At 73.3% G+C, this 23,185-nt stretch carries 16 protein-coding genes; 9 read left to right on the top strand and 7 right to left on the bottom strand.

Annotated features, from left to right (window positions below; all coding sequences use genetic code 11):
* Positions 1-204 precede the first annotated feature (204 nt).
* Positions 205-3,249, top strand: a complete 3,045-nt coding sequence (locus RIN80_RS12485) for an AAA family ATPase (RefSeq protein ID WP_309095639.1) — start codon at positions 205-207, stop codon at positions 3,247-3,249.
* A 50-nt stretch (positions 3,250-3,299) separates the two neighbouring features.
* A complete protein-coding gene (locus RIN80_RS12480) occupies positions 3,300-3,485 on the top strand; it encodes a DUF6191 domain-containing protein (protein ID WP_309095638.1) in 186 nt (61 codons plus the stop codon).
* A gap of 52 nt (positions 3,486-3,537) precedes the next feature.
* On the opposite strand, the gene RIN80_RS12475 is transcribed toward RIN80_RS12480, so the two are convergent.
* Together RIN80_RS12475 and RIN80_RS12470 are read right to left on the bottom strand one after the other, a co-directional pair.
* Positions 3,538-4,710: a PQQ-dependent sugar dehydrogenase gene (locus tag RIN80_RS12475; RefSeq protein WP_309095637.1), complete on the bottom strand. Its 1,173-nt coding sequence runs from the start codon at positions 4,708-4,710 to the stop codon at positions 3,538-3,540.
* A 123-nt stretch (positions 4,711-4,833) separates the two neighbouring features.
* The gene (locus RIN80_RS12470; RefSeq protein WP_309095636.1) at positions 4,834-5,832 is read right to left on the bottom strand and encodes an aldo/keto reductase; all 999 of its coding nucleotides are present in this window, start codon (positions 5,830-5,832) and stop codon (positions 4,834-4,836) included.
* A 78-nt stretch (positions 5,833-5,910) separates the two neighbouring features.
* Here RIN80_RS12470 and RIN80_RS12465 point away from each other — a divergent pair, with 78 nt between their 5' ends.
* The 6 genes from RIN80_RS12465 (at position 5,911) to serA (ending at position 16,029) form a co-directional block, all read left to right on the top strand.
* A complete protein-coding gene (locus tag RIN80_RS12465; protein ID WP_309095635.1) occupies positions 5,911-6,861 on the top strand; it encodes a 2-hydroxyacid dehydrogenase in 951 nt (316 codons plus the stop codon).
* A 424-nt stretch (positions 6,862-7,285) separates the two neighbouring features.
* Entirely contained in the window at positions 7,286-10,300 is a 3,015-nt protein-coding gene (locus tag RIN80_RS12460; protein ID WP_309095634.1) for an EAL domain-containing protein, read from the top strand.
* A gap of 230 nt (positions 10,301-10,530) precedes the next feature.
* Entirely contained in the window at positions 10,531-12,375 is a 1,845-nt protein-coding gene (locus RIN80_RS12455) for an acetolactate synthase large subunit (protein WP_309095633.1), read from the top strand.
* Positions 12,376-12,411: 36 nt separating this feature from the next.
* Entirely contained in the window at positions 12,412-12,936 is a 525-nt protein-coding gene (ilvN, locus tag RIN80_RS12450) for an acetolactate synthase small subunit (RefSeq protein WP_010048631.1), read from the top strand.
* 121 nt (positions 12,937-13,057) lie between these two features.
* Entirely contained in the window at positions 13,058-14,056 is a 999-nt protein-coding gene (ilvC, locus tag RIN80_RS12445) for a ketol-acid reductoisomerase (RefSeq protein WP_309095632.1), read from the top strand.
* A 383-nt stretch (positions 14,057-14,439) separates the two neighbouring features.
* Complete coding sequence (gene serA, locus RIN80_RS12440) at positions 14,440-16,029, top strand: phosphoglycerate dehydrogenase (RefSeq protein WP_309095631.1); 1,590 nt, start codon at positions 14,440-14,442, stop codon at positions 16,027-16,029.
* A 37-nt stretch (positions 16,030-16,066) separates the two neighbouring features.
* On the opposite strand, the gene RIN80_RS12435 is transcribed toward serA, so the two are convergent.
* Entirely contained in the window at positions 16,067-17,623 is a 1,557-nt protein-coding gene (locus tag RIN80_RS12435) for an MFS transporter (RefSeq protein WP_309095630.1), read from the bottom strand.
* Between the two features lie 86 nt (positions 17,624-17,709).
* Here RIN80_RS12435 and RIN80_RS12430 point away from each other — a divergent pair, with 86 nt between their 5' ends.
* Positions 17,710-18,288 carry a TetR/AcrR family transcriptional regulator gene (locus RIN80_RS12430; protein ID WP_309095629.1) on the top strand — a complete coding sequence of 193 codons (579 nt, stop codon included), beginning with the start codon at positions 17,710-17,712 and terminating at the stop codon, positions 18,286-18,288.
* Here the strand turns inward: RIN80_RS12430 and RIN80_RS12425 are convergent.
* The 4 genes from RIN80_RS12425 to RIN80_RS12410 are packed head-to-tail and all read right to left on the bottom strand — an operon-like array spanning position 18,263 to position 23,163.
* Positions 18,263-18,955: a dipeptide/oligopeptide/nickel ABC transporter ATP-binding protein gene (locus tag RIN80_RS12425; RefSeq protein ID WP_309095628.1), complete on the bottom strand. Its 693-nt coding sequence runs from the start codon at positions 18,953-18,955 to the stop codon at positions 18,263-18,265. The two genes, RIN80_RS12430 and RIN80_RS12425, sit on opposite strands and share 26 nt — an antisense overlap.
* Positions 18,952-19,920: an ABC transporter ATP-binding protein gene (locus tag RIN80_RS12420; protein WP_309095627.1), complete on the bottom strand. Its 969-nt coding sequence runs from the start codon at positions 19,918-19,920 to the stop codon at positions 18,952-18,954. Before RIN80_RS12420 ends, RIN80_RS12425 begins: the two co-directional genes overlap by 4 nt.
* Positions 19,910-21,673, bottom strand: coding sequence for an ABC transporter permease subunit (locus RIN80_RS12415; protein WP_309095626.1), 1,764 nt, complete (start codon positions 21,671-21,673; stop codon positions 19,910-19,912). Before RIN80_RS12415 ends, RIN80_RS12420 begins: the two co-directional genes overlap by 11 nt.
* A complete protein-coding gene (locus RIN80_RS12410) occupies positions 21,670-23,163 on the bottom strand; it encodes an ABC transporter substrate-binding protein (RefSeq protein ID WP_309095625.1) in 1,494 nt (497 codons plus the stop codon). Before RIN80_RS12410 ends, RIN80_RS12415 begins: the two co-directional genes overlap by 4 nt.
* Between the last annotated feature and the right edge of the window lie 22 nt (positions 23,164-23,185).

The following is a 23,185-nucleotide window of genomic DNA, read 5'->3' as shown; positions in this document are numbered from 1 at the left end:
GCGCCCGCGCCCGCCGCGGCTCGGGCGCCCGTGGTCGGTGTGGCGGGCGTCGTTGCGGGGGCCGTGACCGGTTTCGGTTCGGTCGGTTCGAGGGGTGGGGACGGGGTCCTCGACCGTGGTCCGGTGGCCGCGGTCGGTTCGGGTACCGGCCGTGTCCCGGTCGGAGCGGCGAAAACCGGTGCCGTGTCGTCGCACCCGCGTGCGATGCTCGGGGCCGTGGAGACCAGGTCCGTCAGCCCCGTGTTCGTCGGCCGCGCCGAGGAGTTGGGCGCGCTGCACGACGCACTCGTCCGCTGCCGCGAGGGAGAACCGCAGGCCCTGCTCATCGGCGGGGAGGCCGGCGTCGGCAAGACCCGGCTGGTCGAGGAGTTCACCGGTGCCGCCCGCCGCCACGGCGCGGTCGTCGCGCTCGGCGGCTGCGTCGAGATCGGCGCCGACGGACTGCCCTTCGCCCCCTTCTCCACCGCCCTGCGCGCCCTGCGCCGCGCCCTGCCCGGCGAACTGGCCGCCGCGGCCGCCGGCCAGGAGGAGGAACTGGCCCGGCTCCTGCCCGAGCTGGGCGAGTCCGGCTCCGGCCGGCACGACGAGGACAGCCTGGCCCGCCTCTTCGAGCTCACCGCACGCCTGCTGGAGCGCGTCTCCGCCGAGCACACCGTCGTCCTCGCCCTGGAGGACCTCCACTGGTCGGACGCCTCCACCCGGCACCTGCTCTCCTACCTCTTCCGCACCCTGCGCACCGGCCGCCTCGTCGTCCTGGCCACCTACCGCTCCGACGACATCCACCGCCGCCACCCGCTCCGCCCCCTGCTCGCCGAACTCGACCGGCTCCGCACCGTCCGCCGCCTCGAACTCGCCCGCTTCACCCGCGACGAGGTGTGCCTCCAGGTCGCCGGCATCCTCGCCCACGAACCCGACCCGGACCAGGTCGACGCGATCTTCGCCCGCTCCGACGGCAACGCCTTCTTCGTGGAGGAGCTCGCCGTCGCCGCCCACGAGGGCTGCCGCACGGGCCTGACGGACTCCCTGCGCGATCTGCTGCTCGTCCGCGTGGAGGGACTGCCCGAGCCGGCCCAGCAGGTCGCCCGGATCGTCGCCGAGGGCGGCTCCACCGTCGAGTACCGGCTGCTCGCCGCCGTCGCCCGGCTCGCCGAGGACGAGCTGATCGAGGCGCTGCGGGCCGCCGTGAACGCCGGCATCCTCACCCCCGCGCCCGGCGGCGACGGCTACCGCTTCCGCCACTCCCTGGTCCGCGAGGCCGTCAGCGACGACCTGCTCCCCGGCGAACGCTCCCGGCTCAACCGCCGCTACGCCGAAGCCCTGGAGACCGACCCGACCCTCGTCCCGGCCGACCAGCGGGCCACCCGCCTGGCCAGCTACTGGTACCACGCCCACGACGCGGCCAAGGCCCTGCCCGCCGTCCTGGACGCCGCCGTCGAGGCCCGGCGCCGCCACGCCTACTCCGAGCAACTGAGGCTGCTGGAGCGCGCGATGGAGCTGTGGGACTCCGCTCCCGACGCCGTACGCGCGACCCTGCGCCCGGTCGACTACACGGAGGCGTATCCACCCAGCGGACGCGACCCGGGCACCACCCCGCTGAGCCACCTCGACCTGCTGGCCGAGGCGGCCGTGGCCGGACGGCTCGGCGGGGAGCGGGAACGCGCCCTGAAGATCACCAAGCGGGCGCTGCGTCTGCTCGACGACGCCGGGGACCCCCAGCGCGCCGCGTGGTTCTGGATCCAGCGCTCCCGGCTGGTGCAGGGGCTCGCCCGCGGCGACGGCTGGAAGGAGATCGCCACCGCACAGGACCTGGTCCGCGGGCTGCCGCCGTCCGAGGTGCACGCCGAGGTGCTCGCCACCGCCGCCCACTGGTCGATGCTGCACGAACCCGGCCCCGACGCCCTGACGGCCGCCGAGCGGGCCGTGGAGTACGCGCGCATGGTGGGCGCCGACGCCATCGAGTCCCACGCGCGGCTCACCCTCGGCGGGCTCATGGTGGACGCCGGTCAGATCGAGGCCGGTCTGGCGCACATGTACGAGGTGAAGGACGAGGTCGCCGCCCGCAATCTGGCGCCGATCGTGGGCCGCAGCCATGTGAACCTGCCCTCCGCCCTCGAAGGCGTCGGCCGGTCCGAGGAGGCCGTCGCCATCCTGCGCGAGGGCCTGCGGCTCACCGCGGAGCTGGGCCTGCGGGACCCGGAGGGCTGGGTCTGGGGCAACCTGGCCGAGTCGCTCGTCTCGCTGGGCCGCTGGGACGAGGCCGCCGAGGCCGCCGTCAACGCCCAGCGGCGCGGGCGGACCGCCGGGCCGCACGGGGCCGGTGCCAACATCCTGGCGTTCCTCGCACTCGCCCGCGGCCGGGTGCCCGAGGCGGCCCGGCACCTCGCCGAGGGCCGCGCCTCGTACGGCCCTCACGATCCCATGCCGCAGCACGACCTGCCGATCTCCTGCCTGACCATCGGGGTCGCCGCTGCCGAGGGCCGCCTGCCCGACGCCCGCGCCGAACTGGCCCGCACCCTTCGGTCCGGCTTCCCGCCCGGCACCCAGCGCTACGCCTGGCCGCTGCTGCTCCAGGCGGCCACGGCCGAGGCCGACACCCGCGGGCTGCCCGCCGCACGCGAGGGCCGCCAGGAGGTCCTGGACCGGCTCTTCGACGCGGCCAAGCGCCTCACCACGAACGCCCCCGTCTGGCTGGCCCACGAGCGGTGGGTCCGCGCCGAACTGCGGCGCGCCGCCGGCCACTGCACCCCCGACGTGTGGTCGGAGGCGGTCACCGCCTTCGAACCCCTGGGACGCCCCTACGACCTCGCCCGCGTCCGTCTCCGCCTGGCCGAGTCCCTGCTCGCGGGTGGCGGCGAGGACGAGCGCGACCGGGCCACGGAACTGCTCCGCCTCGCCCACACCGTCGCCCGCCACCTGGACGCCCGGCCCCTCGCCGACGCCGCCGGCGCCCTCGCCCGGCGCGCCCGCCTCGCCCTGACCCCCGCAAGCGGACCGGCCCGGGCCGCCACCGACCCGGCCGAGACCCTCGGCCTGACCAGCCGGGAACGGGACGTGCTGCGCCTGGTGTCCGCCGGCCACACCAACCGCCGGATCGCCCAGGAGCTGTTCATCTCCCCGAAGACCGCGAGCGTCCACGTCTCCAACATCCTCGCCAAGCTCGGCGTCTCAGGCCGGGGCGAGGCGGCCGCCGTCGCGCACCGGCTGGGTCTGTTCCCGGCGGAATCCCTCACCTCCCGGCCGGCCGGGTGAGGCATACGCTGGAAGGGACGTCGCGAGCGTCGCGGCCCAGGGAGGCTCCGTTGTTCAACATGTTCGAGGAACTGTTCTCGCCCGGCCGCAAGCACACCCGCGACGAGCAGAAGCGCCTGGAGCTGACCCGTGAGGACGTCGGCGACGCCGACCCCGGACGCGGTCCGATAGACCTGGCGTCCGGGAAGGTCGTGGTACGCCCGCCGGCGGAGACCGAGGACGACGGGGAGGCCTGAACCCCCACCGGTGCAGGGACCGCGCAGGTCCCCGCAGCGCGGGGGCCGGCCGTCACTTCACACGCACCTCCAGGATCCGGTCGTCACCGTCCTTCGGGGCGCCCCGGCCGTCCGTGTTGCTGGTCACCAGCCACAGCCGGTCGCCGCCCGCCGGGACGACCGTGCGCAGCCGGCCGTACTCGCCCTCCAGGAAAGCCTGCGGCTCGGCCGAGGCCGCCGTGCCGTTCAGCGGGACGCGCCACAGCCGCTTGCCGCGCAGGCCCGCCATCCAGACCGACCCCTCGGCGTAGGCGATGCCGCTGGGGGAGGCCTCGGCCGTGCTCCACTGGTCGACGGGGTTCTGGAACCCCGAGTCGTCGGACTTCCCCTCCGCCTCGGGCCAGCCGTAGTTGCCGCCCGGCTTGATCGCGTTGAGCTCGTCCCAGGTGTCCTGCCCGAACTCCGAGGCGAACAGCCGCTGCCTGGCGTCCCAGGCCAGGCCCTGCACGTTGCGGTGGCCGTACGAGTAGACCGGCGAGCCGGAGAACGGGTTGCCGGGGGCCGGCTCGCCCTCCGGGGTCAGCCGCAGGATCTTGCCACCCGTGGAGTCCCGGTCCTGGGACAGGCCGGTGTCGCCGCTCTCCCCCGTGCCGACGTACAGCATCTTGTCGGGGCCGAAGGCGATCCGGCCGCCGTTGTGGACGAAGCCCTTGGGGATGCCCCGGAAGACGGTGTCGGGCGCGCCGAGCTGCCGGCCGGCGGGCTTGCCGTCGTCGTAGAGCATGCGGACGACACGGTTGTCGCCGGCCGAGGTGAAGTAGGCGTAGACCATGCGGTCCGAGGCGAAGTCGGGGGAGAGGGCGATGCCGAGCAGGCCGCCCTCGCCGGCCGCCGAGACCCCGGGCACCTCGCCCAGCTCGGTCTTCTTGCCGGTCTTCTCGTCGACCCGGACGATGGTCCCCTCGTCGCGGGAGGAGACGAGCAGGCCGCCGCCCGGCAGCGGGGCGAGGCCCCAGGGGGATCCAAGGCCCTCGGCGACGGTGCGGACCACGGTGACCGAGCCCCGGGCGGGGGGTGTCTGCCCGGCGGCCTGGCGCGGCGGTGCGGACGAGCCCGGTGCCGTGCGGCTCGGGGAGGCGCTCCTGTCGGCGCCGGACGTTCCCCCGTCGTCGGAGGAGCAGCCGGCGGTCAGCAGGAGCGCTGCGGCGGCCAACACGGCCGGGACGGCTCGACGTTGCACGATCATGGGTCCCTTCGACGCGGCGGGGTTCTCCCTGTCATACACCGCCCGCGCCTGACAGGTTCCCGATCACGGAACGTCGAACCGTGAACAAGGGGTCCGCCCCTTACGGACGGGGTCCGGTCCGCCTCAGTCCCACGACCCCTGGGCCGGGGGCAGCTCCGCGATCTCCCTCAGGTCCTCGGGGCCCAGCCGCAGGGCCGCGGCGGCCGCGTTCTCCGTGACCCAGCGCTCCTGCTTCGTCCCCGGGACCGGGACCACGTGCCGGCCCTGGGCGAGGACCCACGCCAGGGCGACCTGGCCGGGTGTCACGCCACCGCCGTGCCGGCGGGCCACGCGGCGCAGGCCCGCGACGATCGGCTGGTTCGCGGCCATCATCTCGGCCGTGAAGCGCGGGTGCCGGGCGCGCGGGTCGTCCGCCTCGAAGCCCGCCCCGGGCCGCAGCCGGCCGGTCAGGAAGCCGTTGCCCAGCGGCATCGCGGCGAGGAAGCCCACGCCCCGGGTCTCGCACCAGGGCAGCAGGGCCTCCAGCGCCTCCGGCGACCACACCGACAGCTCCGCCTCCACCGCGGTCACCGGGAACACCTGCTGCACCCGCTCCAGTTGCCGGATCGTCGCGTCGTGCAGCCGGGCCCCGCCCCGGCGCGAGGACCGGGCACCCACCGCGCACAGCCCCAGCGCCCGCACCTTCCCGGCCTGGACGAGCTCCGCCATCGCGCCCCACGTCTCCTCGACGGGCACCTCGGGGTCGGCCCGGTGCAGCTGGTAGAGATCGATGACGTCCGTCTGCAGCCGCCGCAGCGAGGCGTCGCAGGCCCGCTTCACGTACCCGGGACGGCCGTTGGCGACGATGTGCTGGTCGCCCACGAGCAGCCCGACCTTCGTCGACACGAAGGCGTCCGACCGCCGCTCCTTCAACGCCCGCCCCACCAGCAGCTCGTTGGTGAAGGGGCCGTACATGTCGGCCGTGTCCAGCAGGGACGCGCCCAGGTCCAGCGCCCGGTGCACCGCCCTCAGCGACTCCTCGCCGCGCTGCCGCGAGGTGCTGTAGGCCCAGCTCATCGGCATGCACCCGAGTCCGACGGCCCCCACCGCGAGTGCGCCCGCGCCGATCGTCCTGCGCTCCACCTGGTCGTGACCCTCCCTGTTCCGGCCACCCCAACCTAACCTCTGCCGTGGCGCGCTCCTGACATAGCCTTTCGGAGCATGACTGCTGACGTGTGGCTGCCCATCCCGCCGGACGAGATCGAGGGGCTCCCGAAGGGGCCGGACTACCGCTTCTGGAACGGCGCGGAGGACTACCCCGCCGACCCGGCCGACTGCGCCTTCTACGTCGTCCCCTACATGAAGCCCAGCCCGCTGTGCGTACGTCCCCTGGCGCGGATGAGCCAGGTGGAGGTCGTACAGACCCTCTCCGCCGGGATCGACCACGTCGAGCCGGGCCTGGGGCGGCTGCGCCCGGGGGTGCGGCTGTGCAACGCGCGTGGGGTCCACGAGGCCAGCACCGCCGAACTCACCCTCGCGCTGATCCTGGCGTCGCTGCGCGGCATCCCCGACTTCGTGCGCGCCCAGGAGCGGGGGGAGTGGCTCGGCGGCTTCCGGCCCGCGCTCGCCGACAGGAGCGTGCTCGTCGTCGGATACGGATCGATCGGTTCCGCCATTGAGGACCGGCTCGTTCCGTTCGAGCCCGCGCGGGTGGCGCGCGTCGCGCGCTCCGAGCGCACCACGGCGCGCGGGCCGGTGCATCCGCTCACCGAACTCCCCGCGCTGCTCCCCGAGGCGGACGTCGTGATCCTGTCCACCCCGCTCACGGAAAGCACCCGCGGCCTGGCCGGAGCCGACTTCCTGTCCCGGATGAAGGACGGTGCGCTGCTGGTCAACGTCGCCCGCGGCCCGGTCGTCGACACCAAGGCCCTGCTCGCCGAACTGGAGAGCGGCCGCATCACCGCCGCCCTGGACGTCACCGACCCCGAGCCCCTGCCGCGCGAACACCCCCTGTGGCGTGCGCCGGGGGTACTGATCAGCCCTCATGTCGGCGGGCCCACCTCCGCGTTCCTGCCGCGCGCCAAGCGGCTCCTGGTGGACCAGTTGAACCGTTATGTGAACCGGGAGCCGCTGCGCAACGTGATCCTTACGACGGGTGCATCCACCGGCTGACCGACCTTCGAGTACCGTCCGCAATCCTCCGGGCGCGGTGGGTACTCATATATCTGTTGATCGTCACGGAGAGTAGAGAACCTATGTCCCTGAGTGACGAGACTGGTGTATCGTCCCGACAGGGGCTGCGCCGGGGACGTTCGGCGCCGGGGACGGACACTGCAGGACTGTGAGGGGGGCGACAGGCGATGCACGGCCTATGGACGAGCGATCCGACGGGGCGGGGCTGCCGGCGGCGACCCTGGCGGACGGCCGCGGGCAGACGCGGCCGGCACGCCGATCACGGCGGCCACCGCACCCATCACAGCGACCACCACACCGATCACAGCCATCACCGCCGCAGGCCCGGCAGCCGCAGGAGGCAGGCCCAGCCGGTCCACCGGCGCCCGCGACACCCGGGAGCGACGCGGACCGGGAGGGTCCGGTGAGCGCGCCCCCGAGCACCACGCTGGACGGAGCGCTGCGGGCACAGCCTCCGGCCCCGAGCGCGCTGCCGCCCCGCACGCCGGCCCCCGGTCGCCGGCCGGGCGCTGCCCTCCAACTCGTCCTCGCCCTGACCTGCGCGGGATATGCGGTCGGTGCCGCGTTCGGCTGGGGCTCGCGCGGGATGGCCCTGATCATGGGCGACTTCGGGCTGAGCGCCGCGGCGGCCACCGCCTCCGTGTCGTGCTTCCTCTACGCCCGCAGCCGCTGCACCCGCTTCCGGTCCGCCTGGCTGCTGTTCGGCCTCTCCTCGGCCATGGCGTCCCTGGGCAACCTGGTCTGGGGGTGGTACGAGGTGGTCCTGGGCCTGCCCGTGCCCAGCCCCAGCTACGCCGACCTGTTCTTCCTGTGCTTCGCGCCGCCCGCGATCGTCGGGCTGCTGGTCCTCGCCAAACGGCCGGTGACCAAGGCCGGCTGGGTCTGCCTGGGGCTCGACGCCTGGCTCATCGGCGGCTCGTTGCTGACCCTGGCCTGGAGCCTCGCCCTCGCCCAGGCCGCGAAAACCGAAGGGCCCGGCGTGGCGCACACGGCGCTGTCGCTGGCGTACCCGCTGCTGGACATCGCGCTGGTCAGCATGGTGCTCGCGCTGCACTTCCGGCGGTCCGCGGTGAACCGCTCGGCGGTCAACACCGCCATCGGCGCGCTCGCCCTGACCGTCATGTGCGACGCCCTGTTCACCTCGCCGCTGATGCACCACGACTACCGCTCCGGCCAGTTGCTCGACGCGGGCTGGTTCGCGGGCTCCCTGCTCCTGGCGTACGCCCCGTGGGCCACGCCGCGCGCGGCGGAGGGCGACCGGCACGGTCCGGACCGGCACGGCGGCGCGGGGCACACCCGCGTGGTGCACGAGCACGTGCCCGGACAGCGCAGCGGGCCCCACCACCCCCTGGCCCTGCCCGGCGGGGATCTCGGCCGCTACCCGGCCGCCCGGCCCATCGCCGGCTCCCTCGCCGCGCTCACGCCGTATCTCGCGGCCGCCGTGTGCACCCTGGGGATCCTCTACAACGTCCTCAACGGCCGCAGCGTCGACCGCGTGGTCCTGCTCACCGGGGGCACGGTCGTGCTCGCGCTGGTCGTGCGCCAGGGCATCATGCTGCTCGACAACATCACCCTCACCCAGGAACTGGCGCAGAAGGAGAACCACTTCCGCTCCCTGGTCCAGGGCTCCAGCGACGTCATCATGATCGCCGCCCCCAGCGGTGTCCTCAGGTACGTCTCCCCGGCCGCCGCCGGTGTCTACGGCCGCCCGGCGGAGGAGCTGGTGGGCACGGAACTGGCCCATCTCATCCACCCGGAAGACCTCGGCTGCGTCGTGCACGAGGTACGCAGGTTCCTCGCCGCCAACCCGGTCGAGGAGCCGACCACGCGCATCGAGTGCCGCTTCCGGTCGGGTGACGGAGGCTGGCTGAACGTCGAGTCGACCGTCAACCGCCATCACGGCGGTCTCATCTTCAACAGCAGGGACGTGACCGAACGGGTGCGTCTGCAGGCCCAGTTGCAGCACAACGCCGAGCACGACCCGCTCACGGACCTGCCCAACCGCGCCCTGTTCACCAAGCGCGTCCAGCACGCGCTGTCGGGCCGCCGCGCCTCCGACCGGGGCCTGGCCCTGCGGAACACGGCGGTGCTCTTCATCGACCTCGACGGCTTCAAGGCCGTCAACGACACCATCGGGCACCAGGCCGGGGACGAACTGCTCGTCCAGGCCGCCCGCAGGCTGCAGGACTCGGTCCGCCAGGGCGACACCGCCGCCCGGCTCGGCGGGGACGAGTTCGCGGCCCTGATCGTCGGGGACAACACCCGCGACCGTCAGGCCCGGGAGCGGCACATCCTGGAGCTCGCCGACCGCCTCAGGACCACGCTGTCCCAGCCCTACCTCATCGACGGCAACGATGTCCGCGTCAACGCCTCCATCGGCGTGGCCTTCGCGGAAGCCGGCCTCGGCGCGGGCGAGCTGCTGCGCAACGCGGACCTCGCGATGTACCGGGCCAAGGCCGGCGGCAAGGGCCGCGTCGAGCTGTACAAGCCGCAGATGCAGCAGGACGTCGTCCGCAAGGCGGAGCTGGCCACCCGCCTGCGGGCCGCACTGCACGACGGCGAGTTCGCCCTGCTGCACCAGCCGGTGGTGTGCCTGGAGGACGGCCGGATCACCTCGGTGTCCGCGCAGGCGCGCTGGCGCTCCTCCCAGGGGGTGCTCTTCACCCCGGCGGAGTTCCTGCGCGTCGCCGAGGACAGCGACAAGACCGCCGCGCTGGGCCGCTGGATGATCGAGGAGGCCGTCGAGCAGGCCGCCGAGCGGCACGCGACCGGGCTGTCCGTGCCGGTCGCCGTCCGGATGAGCGCCCGCCGGCTCGTGGACAAGTCCCTGCCGCTCGGCACGATCGAGGCGTTGCTCACCCGGCACGGCCTGCCGTCCGGCTCGCTGGTCATCGAGCTGTCCGACGCGGACCCGAGGGTCCCGCTGGACGAGCTGGAGCGCCGCCTGGGCGCCCTGCGGCGGGTCGGCGTACGGATCGCGCTGGACGGGTTCGGCAGCGGCTGTGCGGCGATCACGGCCCTCAGGAGGCTGCCCGTCGACATCCTCAAGCTGGACCGCGGTCTGGTCGAGGGCGTCGTCGAGTCCGCGCGCCTGCACAAGATCACCAGCGGGCTGCTGCGCATCGCCGGTGACCTCGGGCTGCAGTCCGTGGCCGAGGGGGTCGACCTGCCCGAGCAGGTCGTCGCCCTGCGCGCGATGGGCTGCACCCACGGGCAGGGCATGGCGTTCTCCGGGCCGCTGGACGAGTACCGGCTGCGCCGGGCGCTCGCGGGCGGCCACTACCCGCTGCCGCACGCACCGGCCCAACCGGCACTCGCGGGCGGCGCCGGGCGGGTGTACAGCACGAACGTGTCCGCCGTCATCGGAGGCGGCACGGCCCTCCGTTCACATAATGAGACTCCCGTCCCACCCACTTGACAGTGAGTGCGTGCCGGGGGGAGGGTCTGTGCCATGCGCACCCGAATTCTCGTACTTGGAAAGCGCGTCGGCTGACGCTGAGCCTCGACCGCTCAGCTGACCCACCCGGCGCGCTCCCCTCGCTTGCCTTATGGCACGAGGGGTTTTTTGTTGCACAGACGCCCTCCGTGCAGCAGTTGAAGACCGCACAAACCTCGCAAAAACCCTCAGCGTCTGAGAAGAGAATGCCGATGACCGAGCAGGCCACCGGGGCCCACCACCCGCAGCCCCGGCCCCGATCCGGAGGACACTCCGCCCCCGAGCAGGTGACGGGCGCGCAGTCCCTCATCCGCTCTCTCGAGGAGGTCGGCGCCGACACGGTATTCGGCATTCCCGGCGGTGCGATCCTCCCGGCCTACGACCCGCTGATGGACTCCACCAGGGTGCGCCACGTCCTGGTCCGCCACGAGCAGGGCGCCGGACACGCCGCCACCGGCTACGCGCAGGCCACCGGCCGGGTCGGCGTCTGCATGGCGACCTCGGGCCCCGGCGCCACCAACCTGGTCACCCCGATCGCCGACGCGCACATGGACTCCGTGCCGCTGGTCGCGATCACCGGCCAGGTGGCGTCCAAGGCGATCGGCACGGACGCCTTCCAGGAGGCGGACATCGTCGGCATCACCATGCCGATCACCAAGCACAACTTCCTCGTGACCAAGGCGGAGGACATCCCGCGGATCATCGCGCAGGCCTTCCACATCGCCTCCACCGGCCGGCCGGGCCCGGTCCTGGTCGACATCGCCAAGGACGCCCTCCAGGCGAAGACGACCTTCTCCTGGCCGCCCGTCATGGACCTGCCCGGCTACCGCCCGGTGACCAAGCCGCACGCCAAGCAGATCCGCGAGGCCGCCAAGCTGATCACCCAGGCCCGCCGGCCCGTGCTCTACGTCGGCGGCGGGGTGCTCAAGGCCAAGGCCACCGCCGAGCTGAAGGTCCTCGCCGAGCTGACCGGCGCGCCCGTCACCACCACGCTGATGGCGCTCGGCGCGTTCCCCGACAAGCACCCGCAGCACCTGGGCATGCCCGGCATGCACGGCTCGGTGGCCGCCGTCACCGCCCTGCAGAAGGCCGACCTGATCGTCGCCCTCGGCGCGCGCTTCGACGACCGTGTCACCGGCAAGCTGGACAGCTTCGCGCCCTTGGCCAAGATCGTCCACGCGGACATCGACCCGGCCGAGATCGGCAAGAACCGCGCCGCCGACGTCCCGATCGTCGGCGACGCCCGCGAGGTCATCGCCGACCTGATCCAGGCCGTGCAGAAGGAGCACAGCGAGGGCCACCAGGGCGACTACGGCATGTGGTGGAACGACCTGAACCGCTGGCGCGAGACCTACCCCCTCGGCTACGACCAGCCCGGCGACGGCTCGCTGTCCCCGCAGGCGGTCATCGAGCGCATCGGGCAGCTGGCCCCCGAGGGCACGATCTTCGCGGCGGGCGTCGGCCAGCACCAGATGTGGGCCGCCCACTTCATCGAGTACGACAGGCCCGGCACCTGGCTCAACTCCGGCGGCGCCGGAACGATGGGCTACGCCGTCCCGGCCGCCATGGGCGCCAAGGCCGGAGCCCCCGACCGGGCCGTCTGGGCCATCGACGGCGACGGTTGCTTCCAGATGACCAACCAGGAGCTCACCACCTGCGCCCTGAACAACATCCCGATCAAGGTGGCCGTCATCAACAACGGCGCCCTCGGGATGGTCCGCCAGTGGCAGACCCTCTTCTACAACCAGCGGTACTCCAACACCGTCCTGCACTCCGGCCCGGACGACGTCAACCCGCAGGCCCGGGGCACCCGCGTCCCCGACTTCGTGAAGCTGTCGGAGGCCATGGGCTGCCACGCCATCCGCTGCGAGTCCCCGGACGACCTCGACAAGGTCATCGAGGAGGCGAACGCCATCAACGACCGCCCCGTCGTCGTCGACTTCATCGTCCACGAGGACGCCATGGTCTGGCCGATGGTCGCCGCCGGCACCTCCAACGACGAGATCATGGCCGCCCGGGACGTCCGCCCCGACTTCGGCGACAACGAGGACGACTGAGAGCCGTCCAGGACTTTCAAGCAGAGGAAGCAGACCATGTCCAAGCACACGCTCTCCGTCCTGGTGGAGAACACCCCCGGCATCCTGGCCCGGATCGCCGCCCTGTTCTCCCGCCGCGGCTTCAACATCGACTCGCTCGCCGTCGGTGTCACCGAGCACCCCGACATCTCCCGCATCACCATCGTCGTCGGCGTGGAGGACCTGCCGCTGGAGCAGGTCACCAAGCAGCTCAACAAGCTCGTCAACGTGCTGAAGATCGTCGAGCTGGAGCCGTCCCAGGCCGTCCAGCGGGAACTCGTCCTGGTGAAGGTGCGCGCCGACAACGAGACGCGCTCCCAGATCGTCGAGATCGTCCAGCTGTTCCGCGCCAAGACCGTCGACGTCTCCCCGGAGGCCGTCACCATCGAGGCCACCGGATCCGGCGAGAAGCTCTCCGCGATGCTCAAGATGCTGGAGCCGTACGGCATCAAGGAGCTCGTCCAGTCCGGCACGATCGCGATCGGCCGCGGTGCCCGTTCCATCACGGACCGGTCGCTGCGCGCCCTGGACCGGTCGGCGTAAGACGGGAAGCGGGCGGTCGGCGCGCCGTCGGCCGCCCGTATTCCGAGACCCTCAGACTTCCCTTCCGCCCCCCGTCATACGGTGGGACGCAACACCTGCACTCCCGAGGAGAGAACCCAAAGTGGCCGAGCTGTTCTACGACGCCGACGCCGACCTGTCCATCATCCAGGGCCGCAAGGTCGCGGTCATCGGGTACGGCAGCCAGGGCCACGCCCACGCGCTGTCGCTCCGCGACTCGGGTGTCGACGTGCGCGTCGGTCTGCACGAGGGCTCCAAGTCCAAGGCCAAGGCCGAGGAGCAGGGCCTGCGCGTGGTGAGCCCGGCCGAGGCCGCCACCGAGGCCGACGTCATCATGATCCTCGTCCCGGACCCGATCCAGGCCCAGGTCTACGAGGAGCACATCGCCCCGAACCTGAACGACGGCGACGCGCTGTTCTTCGGCCACGGCCTGAACATCCGCTACGGCTTCATCAAGCCCCCGGCCGGCGTGGACGTCTGCATGGTCGCCCCGAAGGGCCCGGGCCACCTGGTCCGCCGCCAGTACGAGGAGGGCCGCGGCGTTCCCTGCATCGCCGCCGTCGAGCAGGACGCCACGGGCAACGGCTTCGCGCTGGCCCTGTCCTACGCCAAGGGCATCGGCGGCACCCGCGCCGGGGTCATCAAGACGACCTTCACCGAGGAGACCGAGACCGACCTGTTCGGCGAGCAGGCCGTGCTGTGCGGTGGCACCGCTGCCCTGGTCAAGGCGGGCTTCGAGACGCTGACCGAGGCCGGCTACCAGCCGGAGATCGCCTACTTCGAGTGCCTGCACGAGCTGAAGCTGATCGTCGACCTCATGTACGAGGGCGGCCTGGAGAAGATGCGCTGGTCGATCTCCGAGACCGCCGAGTGGGGCGACTACGTCACCGGCCCGCGCATCATCACCGACGCCACCAAGGCCGAGATGAAGAAGGTCCTCGCCGAGATCCAGGACGGCACGTTCGCCAAGAACTGGATGGACGAGTACCACGGCGGTCTGAAGAAGTACAACGAGTACAAGAAGCAGGACTCCGAGCACCTGCTGGAGACCACCGGCAAGGAGCTGCGCAAGCTCATGAGCTGGGTCGACGAGGAGGCGTGAGCCCCCGGGCCCGGCCGCGGCACCGACGCCTCGGCCGGGCCCTTTTCCCGTCCGGGTGATCCTTCCGCCGAGACGCGGAACGGCCCCCGCCGCACCACTACACTGCTGCATGTATACGCGTCAGGCCCACAGCGTCGTGCGTCTTCCACGCGGCCATGCGACACCGGGGAAGTGCAGGCACGCCCCCACGCCGCCCGGCACGCACTCTCGCCGCACCGGACGAAGGCCCTGGTAGCTCCGCTACGAGGACCTCCGCCCGGCACACCGAGAGCACGCACCGGACGACGCGGGAACGCACCGCACCTCTCCGGCGCCGCTCCACCCCTCCACCGCCTGCGGCCGTCGGGACGGCCGTCCGCAGCACTGGACTTGTGAGGACTCACGTGAGCTCGAAACCCGTCGTACTCATCGCTGAAGAGCTGTCGCCCGCCACCGTCGACGCGCTGGGCCCGGACTTCGAGATCCGGCACTGCAACGGCGCGGACCGAGCCGAACTGCTCCCCGCCATCGCCGATGTGGACGCGATCCTGATCCGTTCGGCCACCAAGGTCGACGCCGAGGCGATCGCCGCCGCGAAGAAGCTCAAGGTCGTCGCACGAGCCGGCGTCGGCCTGGACAACGTGGACGTCTCCGCCGCCACCAAGGCCGGCGTGATGGTCGTCAACGCCCCCACCTCGAACATCGTGACCGCCGCCGAGCTGGCCTGCGGTCTGCTGCTCGCCACCGCCCGCAACATCCCGCAGGCCAACGCCGCGCTGAAGAACGGCGAGTGGAAGCGCAGCAAGTACACGGGTGTCGAGCTGGCCGAGAAGACCCTCGGCGTCGTCGGCCTCGGCCGCATCGGCGCGCTCGTCGCGCAGCGCATGTCCGCCTTCGGCATGAAGGTCGTCGCCTACGACCCGTACGTGCAGCCCGCCCGGGCCGCGCAGATGGGTGTGAAGGTGCTGTCGCTGGACGAGCTGCTGGAGGTCTCCGACTTCATCACCGTCCACCTCCCCAAGACGCCCGAGACCCTCGGTCTGATCGGCGACGAGGCCCTGCGCAAGGTCAAGCCCAGCGTGCGGATCGTCAACGCCGCGCGCGGCGGGATCGTCGACGAGGAGGCGCTGTACTCGGCGCTGAAGGAGGGCCGGGTCGCCGGCGCCGGTCTCGACGTGTACGCGAAGGAGCCCTGCACGGACTCCCCGCTGTTCGAGTTCGACCAGGTCGTCGCCACCCCGCACCTCGGCGCCTCCACGGACGAGGCGCAGGAGAAGGCGGGGATCGCCGTCGCCCGCTCGGTGCGCCTCGCCCTCGCCGGTGAGCTGGTGCCGGACGCGGTGAACGTGCAGGGCGGTGTCATCGCCGAGGACGTCAAGCCGGGTCTGCCGCTCGCCGAGCGGCTGGGCCGGATCTTCACGGCGCTCGCCGGTGAGGTCGCGGTCCGCCTCGACGTCGAGGTCTACGGCGAGATCACCCAGCACGACGTGAAGGTACTGGAGCTGTCCGCCCTCAAGGGCGTCTTCGAGGACGTCGTCGACGAGACGGTGTCGTACGTGAACGCCCCGCTGTTCGCCCAGGAGCGCGGGGTCGAGGTGCGGCTGACCACCAGCTCCGAGGCGACCGAGCACCGCAACGTCGTCACGGTGCGCGGCACCCTCGCCGACGGCGAGGAGGTGTCGGTCTCCGGCACGCTGGCCGGCCCCAAGCACCTGCAGAAGATCGTCGCCGTCGGGGACTACGACGTGGACCTCGCGCTCGCCGACCACATGGTGGTGCTGCGCTACGAGGACCGCCCGGGTGTCGTCGGCACGGTCGGCCGCATCCTGGGTGAGGCGGGCATCAACATCGCCGGCATGCAGGTCGCGCGGGCGGCCGTCGGCGGCGAGGCGCTGGCCGTCCTCACCGTGGACGACACGGTGACCGCCTCGGTACTGGCCGAGGTGGCCGCGGAGATCGGTGCCACGTCCGCCCGCTCGGTGAACCTGGCCTGACCTTCCCGGGGGCCGTGCCCCCGGGCCTGTTCGTCGCTCAGACGCCGGACGGGCTGAGTTTCTCGGCCTGTCCGGCGTTCCGGGTGTCCGGCCCCCGGAAGCCGGGGGCCCGCCGGAGCGTGAGCGCCGCGAACACCGCCGCGCCCAGCAGCACCGCCGCCCCCGCGAGCGCCGCCCCGTTCATTCCGCTGGTGAAGGCCTCCCGGGCCGTCGCCGCCAGGGCGTCCCCTGCGCGCCCCGGCAGCCGCTCGGCCACGGCCAGCGCGCCGCCCAGCGTCTCGTGGGCGGGGGCCGGGGCCGAGCCGGGCATCTCCTGGCGGTAGACCGCCGTGCCGATCGAGCCCAGGACCGCCATGCCCAGCGCGCCGCCGAACTCCGCGCCGGTCTCCATCAGGGACGAGGCCGTGGCCGCCCGTTCCACCGGGGCCGCTCCCATGGCCAGGTCCATCACCTGGGTCATCACCATCACGATGCCGAAGGCCAGGACAGCGCAGGCCGTCAGCACCACCGCCATGGAATCCGGCCCCGCGACGCCCAGCAGGACGTAGCCGCCCGCGGCGATCACGAAGCCCGACGTGACGACCACGATGCGGGACAGGCCCCTGCGCACCAACTGGGCCGTGACCGGGGCGGCCATGCCGATCGGCACGGACGGGAGCAGGGCCCACAGCGAGGCCTCGAGGGCGCTCTTGCCCAGCACCGACTGGATGTACTGGGTGGTGAAGAACGCCGAGCCCATCATCGCGAACAGGGAGAGCAGGTTCAGCACGACGGCGGGCCCGAGACCCCGGTTGCGGAAGAGGGCCGGCGGGATCATCGGGGAGGCCGACGTGCGCTGACGGTGGACGAAGAGGGCCGCGAAGAGCAGGCCGACGGTGATCGAGACGACGTACCGCACGTTCCAGCCCTCGGACGCGATCTCCTTCAGGCCGTAGATCACCGGGAGCACCGCCGCCATCGACAGCGGCACGCTCAGCCAGTCGAAGCGACCCGGCGAGGGGTCCCGCGACTCGGGCAGCAGGACCGGGCCGAGGACCAGCAGCAGGGCCATCGCCGGCAGGTTGACCAGGAAGACCGAACCCCACCAGAACCACTCCACGAGCACGCCGCTCATCACCGAGCCGAGCGCGACGCCGCCGGTCATCACGCCGGACCACAGGGCGATGGCCTTCGCCCGCTGCTCGGGGTCGGTGAACATCGTGCGGACCAGCGCCAGGGTGGAGGGCATCAGGGTCGCGCCGCCGATGCCGAGGACCGCGCGGGCCGCGATCAGGGCCTCGGCGCTGTGGGCGTACGCGGCGGCCAGGGAGGCGGCGCCGAAGGCGGCCGCGCCGATCAGCAGGAGCCGGCGGCGGCCGATGCGGTCGCCGAGCGCGCCCATCGTCATCAGCAGGCCGGCCAGGACGAAGGCGTAGATGTCGAAGATCCACAGCTGCTGGGTGCCGGAGGGTGCCAGGTCGGCGCTGATCTCCGGGACCGCGAAGTAGAGGACGGAGACGTCCATGGAGACCAGGAGCAGCGGGAGCATCAGCACGCCCAGCGCGGTCCATTCGCGCCGGCCGGCGAGGGAGGGAGGGGGTTCGTTCGTCGTCATGGGCAGGACTGTACGAGCGTCTTAAACGCTTGTCTAGTACGCCTGTATAAGACGCCTGTCTGGACAGAGGGGTAGGGTGGCGGGTCATGGGACACCGTGAGGATCTGCTCGCAGGCGCCCAGCGCTGCCTGTTGGCCAAGGGCTTCCTGCGCACCACCGCGCGCGACATCGTCAAGGAGTCGGGCACCAACCTGGCGTCCATCGGCTACCACTACGGTTCGAAGGACGCGCTGCTGGCGCAGGCGTACATCGAGATGGTGGAGGGGATGTCCGCCGCCTTCGAGGGCGGTGGTGAGCTGCGGGGCGAGCCGGGTTCGCTGGAGCGGTTCGCCGAGGTGTGGACGAACATCATCGCGACCATGCGGGAGCCGGGCTCGCTGTGGCGGCTCAGCATGGAGATCGTGGCCATGGGGGACCAGCTGCCAAAGGTCCGGGAACATCTCGCGCGGGCCCAGCGGGAGGGGGCGCGCGGCATCGTCACCCTCTTCCACGGCGGGCCCGAGGAGGACGTGCCGGACGAACAGGTGGACACCCTCGGGTACTTCTATCTGACCCTGATGATGGGCCTGATGGCGCAGTGGACGTTCGATCCGAAGAGTGCGCCCGAGGCCGGTCAGCTCGCCGAAGGGCTCCGGCAGGTCATCGAGGCGGCTGCCCGGAGATGATCCGCCCCTCGCGCATCTCGATCACCCGGTCCGCCATGTGCCGGACGACCGCCCGGTCGTGGCAGATGAACAGGTAGCCGAGGCCCAGGTCGTCCTGGAGCCGGGCGAGCAGGTTGAGCACGCCTGCGCGGACCGACGGGTCCAGTGACGACACCGGCTCGTCCAGGACCAGCAGCCGCGGGTCGGAGGCCAGGGCGCGGGCGATGCCGGCGCGCTGGCACTGGCCGCCGGACAACTCGTGCGGCCGGCGGTCGCCGTAGGCGGGGTCGAGGCCCACCCGGTCGAGGAGCTCGGCGACCCGGGCCGGGCCTTCGACGGGATCCCAGCGGCCCTGGACCTTCAGCGGCTCGGCGACGGCGTCCCGGACGCGGTGGCGGGGACTGAGCGAGCCGTACGGGTCCTGGAAGACCGGCTGCATGCGGGGGCGCAGCGGGCGCAGCTCGCGTTCCGTCAGGGTGGTCAGCTCCCGCCCCTCGAAGCGGACCCGGCCGCCGTCCGGGCGGCGCAGCTGGAGCACCGCGAGGGCCGTGGAGGACTTGCCGCAGCCGGACGGGCCGTTCAGGGCGAGGGTCTCGCCGGCGGCCAGGGTGAAGGAGACGCCGTCCACGGCGGTGACCCGGCCGTGACGGACGACCAGGTCACGGACGTCGAGCAGGGGGTCACTCATGCGGACTGCCGCTCCTCGGTGAACAACTCGGCCGCCGGGTGGGGCAGTTCCTCCCAGCGGTGGCAGGCGATCAGACGGCCGGCGGCCGGCCGGGGCTCCGGTTCGGCCGTGTGGCAGACCCCGGCCGCGAGCGGGCAGCGCGGGGCGAAGGCGCAGCCCGGCGGGAGCGCGCCCGGGGCGGGCGGGGTGCCGCGCAGGGCGGGCAGACGGCGGCCCGGGGACGCGTGCCGGGGGAGCGACGCCAGCAGCCCGGCCGTGTAGGGGGCGCGCGGACGGGTCAGCACCTCGTCCACCGGGCCGAGTTCGGAGAGGCGCCCGGCGTACATGACCAGCATCCGGTCGGCGTGGCCCCGGACGGCGTCCATGTCGTGCGTGACCAGGACGAGCGCGGCGCCGACCGCCGCACGCTGCTCGGCGAGCAGCCGCAGCACCTGGTCGCGGCGCTCCTCGTCCAGGGCGGTGGTGGGCTCGTCGGCCACGAGCACCTCCGGTTCGTTGATCGTCGCCATGGCGATCACGGCGCGCTGCCGCATGCCGCCGGAGTACTCGTGCGGGTAGGCCCGCGCCGTGCGCGCCGCGTCCGGGATGCCGACCCGGTCCAGGGCCGCGACCGCCCGGGCCCGGGCCTCCTTGCGCGACACCCCGGCCACCGACCGTACGGCGGCGGCCAGTTGGTCGCCGACCGGGTGCACCGGGGACAGCGCGGACAGGGCGTCCTGCGGGACCAGGGAGATGCGGCGGCCGCGGTGGCGCGAGAGGTCAGGGCTGATCGTGCCGCTCACGGCCGCGCCGCGCGGCAGCATGCCGAGGAGCGCGCGGGCCGTGAGGGACTTGCCCGCTCCCGACTCGCCGACCACGGCCAGCGTTTCGCGGGGCCGCACGTCGAAGGACAGGCCGCGCACGGCCTCGACCCCGTCGAAGGCGATCCGCAGCGCGCGCACCGACAGCAGTGCCTCAGACTCCAACGGGGTTCTCCTTCCGGGCCGGAGCGGGGGCGGGACGTCCTGTCCGGCGCCCCCGGGCGAGCGCCGCGCCCGACACGGCGAGCCCCGCCAGCAGGGCCAGTGCCACCGCCGGGGCGAGCGCCGCCCACGGGGCGCGTTCCACGTAGGCGCGGGACTCGTCGAGCAGCAGGCCCCATTCGGGGGCGGGCGGCGGGGCGCCCAGGCCGAGGAAGCCCAGCGAGGCCAGGGCCAGGGCGATGCCCGGCAGGCGCAGCAGGGCGTGGCGGGCGACCGGGCCGGCCACCGACGGCAGGACGTGCCGGGTGAGGATCCACAACGGGCTCGCCCCGATGGCCCGTTGGGCGGTCAGGAACGCCGACGCCCGCACCTCCCGCACCAGCGCCGCCGCGTGGGCGGACAGGGCGGGCCAGGAGATCAGCGCGACCGCGAGGGCCGCGCCGCCGGTGCCGGGGCCGACGGCGGCGGCGACGAGGATGCCGACGATCACCGGGGGCAGGGCGTTGGCGATGTCCGCTGCGCCCCCGGCGACCCGGGGCAGGAAGCCCAGGGCGAGCGCGACCAGCAGGCTCAGCAGGCAGACGGCCGCCGCCGTGCCGACCGTGGCGGCGGCGCCGTGGCCGAGGCGGGCGAGGACGTCACGGCCGAGACCGTCGGTGCCGAGCGGATGGGCGACGGAGGGCGCCGCCAGCCGGGCCTCGGTGTGCACGGCGTACGGATCGCGCAGCAGGCCCCAGCCGATGGTCACGGCGAGGACGGTGAACAGCGACAGCGGGATCGCCGGACGGACACGCACCGGCCGTGCCGGGGGCAGGGCCAGCGAGGCGTCCCGCAGGGCCGGGCCGAGCAGCCGGCGCCGGACGAGCGCCGCCAGAGCGCCCGTGACCAGGCCCAGCGCGAGCAGCGTGAGCACCGAGCCCTGGAGCAGCGGCAGATCCTGCGACTTGGCCGCGCCCAGCGCGGTACGGCCGATGCCCGGCACGGCGAACACCGTCTCCACGGCGACCGCGCCACCGGCCAGCCCCACGGCGACCATCCCGAACTGCGGGACCAGCGGCGGCAGGGCGCGCCGCAGCGCCGCCCCCGCGATCCGCGCCCGGCTCACCCCGGCGCCCCGCCACAGCTCCGCCCACCGCTCGTCGAGCACGGCGGGCAGCGCGTCGGCGACCAGCCGGCCGAGCAGCCCGCCCGCGGGGATGCCGAGGGCCACGGCGGGCAGGACCATGTTCTCCGGTCCCGCCCAGCCCGACGTCGGCAGCCATCCCAGCCACACCCCGAAGACCAGCAGCGCGACCGTGGCCAGCAGGAACTCGGGCACGGCGGCCAGCATCGCGGCCCAGGCCCCGGCCGAGGCGCGGCCGCGCACCAGCACCGGCGCGACCAGCGCGCACGCCAGCAGCAGCGCCACGCCCAGCGAGGCGCCCATCAGCGCCAGCGACACCTGGAGCCCGAAGACCACGGAGGGCAGGACCTCCGCGCCCGACACCCACGACGTGCCGAGGTCGCCGCGCAGCAGGTCAGCGGCCCAGCCGCCGAGCAGGGACAGCGGACCGGCGTCCAGGCCCAGATCCCGCCGTACGGAGTCCAGGGCCTCCTCGGTCGGGTCCTGCTCGGCGGAGCGGGCCCGTAGCAGGGCCAGGGCCGGATCCCGGCCGGACAGCCAGGGCAGCAGGCCGACGGCGGTCAGCACGGCGGCCAGGCAGAGCAGGCGGGTCAGCGCGGCGGGGCCGGCCGAACGCCGTGTGCGCGCCTTCACTTGACGTGCGTGTCCGCCGTGACCAGCTCCCGCTCGCGCGGGTCGTGGGCGACGCCGGACACGCCGGGCGCGTCGCCCTGTATGACGCGCTCGTGCAGCATGGGCACGGCCGCGTCCGTGCCGAGCACGGCGGCCTCGGCGGCGATGACCGCCTCGCGCCGGGCGTCGCCGGTGGGCGTCTGGCCGGCCTTGCGCAGGGTCTTGTCCACGGCCGGGTCCGCGAGCTGGGAGATGTTGAAGGAGCCACCGGAGGCGAAGTCGCTGTAGAGGTAGGCGGCCGGGTCGCCGGAGTCGAGGACGGTGGCGCGGGAGAGGATGAACGCGTCGAACCGGCCCGCCAGCGCGTCGGACTCGATGTGGGCGTACTCGCGGACGTCGAGCTTCACCTTGAACCCGGCCTTCTGGAGCTGCTGTTGCAGCGCGGCGGCGACCTCGGGCAGTTCGGCGCGGTCGGTGAAGGTGCCGAGGGTGATGGTCTTGCCGGCCGGGTCGCCGGCCTCGGCCCGCCGCACCGGCTTCCGCAGCTCGGCCGCCCACGGCAGGGCGGGGCCGAGCAGCCCTTCGGCGACGTCGGCGCGCCCCTCGTACACGCCCTTCACGATGGACTCGGCGTCGATCGCCTCACGGGCGGCCGCCCGCAGCGCCGGGTCCGTGAAGGGGCCCTTCTCGGTGTTGAGGTAGAGGGTGTTGGTGCGCGGCATCGGGACCTCGGTGATCAGGTCCTGGTCGAGGACGGCGGCCTGCGACACCGGCACCGCCTCGACGATGTCGGCCTCGCCGCTGCGCAGGGCGGCGGCGCGGGCGGTGCCGTCCGGCACGAACCGGACGTCGATGCCGGGTGCCTCGGCCTTCTTCCCCCAGTAGCCGTCGTAGCGGTCGAGGAAGGCGGCGGAGGTGCCGTCGACCTTCGTCAGTTCGAAGGGGCCGGTGCCCGCGCCGACGGGGTTGACGGTCTTCCCCCGGTACGCCCTGGCGGCCAGGATCGACAGCTGCGGGGAGCTGAGCCGCTGCGGGACCAGGGGGTCCTCGGTGGCGGTGGTGACGGTGACCTTGTCGCCGTCGGCCTTCGCGGTCAGGTCCACACCGTCGAGGATGCGGGGCTTGGGGGAGGCCGCGGCGGCCCGGGTGAGGGAGTTGACGACCGCCTCGGCGGTGAGCTTCGTCCCGTCGTGGAAGGTGACCTTCTCGCGCAGGGTGAAGGTCCAGCTCCGGCCGGAGCGCACCCACTCGGTGGCCAGCGCCGGCTCGGCGTCGCCGTCCGCGTCCAGCTTCACCAGCGTCTCCGCCGTCGACCAGCGGGACAGCTTGAAGGCGTCGTCCGACAGCGGGGACAGCCCCGAGCGCGGTGGCTGCATCATCGCGACGCGTATGCGCCCACCCCCCGCCCCGGAGTCGTCCGTGGCCTCCTGCCCGCCGGAGAAGCAGCCGGTGAGCAGGGCGGAAGCCGCGGTGAGGGCGACGAGGGGAAGCGGACGGGCGGGGACGCGCACGGGGACACCTCGGTCAAGGCAA

Origin of the sequence: Streptomyces sp. (assembly GCF_031181705.1) — a bacterium.
GTDB lineage: Bacteria > Actinomycetota > Actinomycetes > Streptomycetales > Streptomycetaceae > Streptomyces.
The sequence above is the reverse complement of the archived record's forward strand: the minus strand, read 5'-3'. Positions and strand labels throughout refer to the sequence as shown.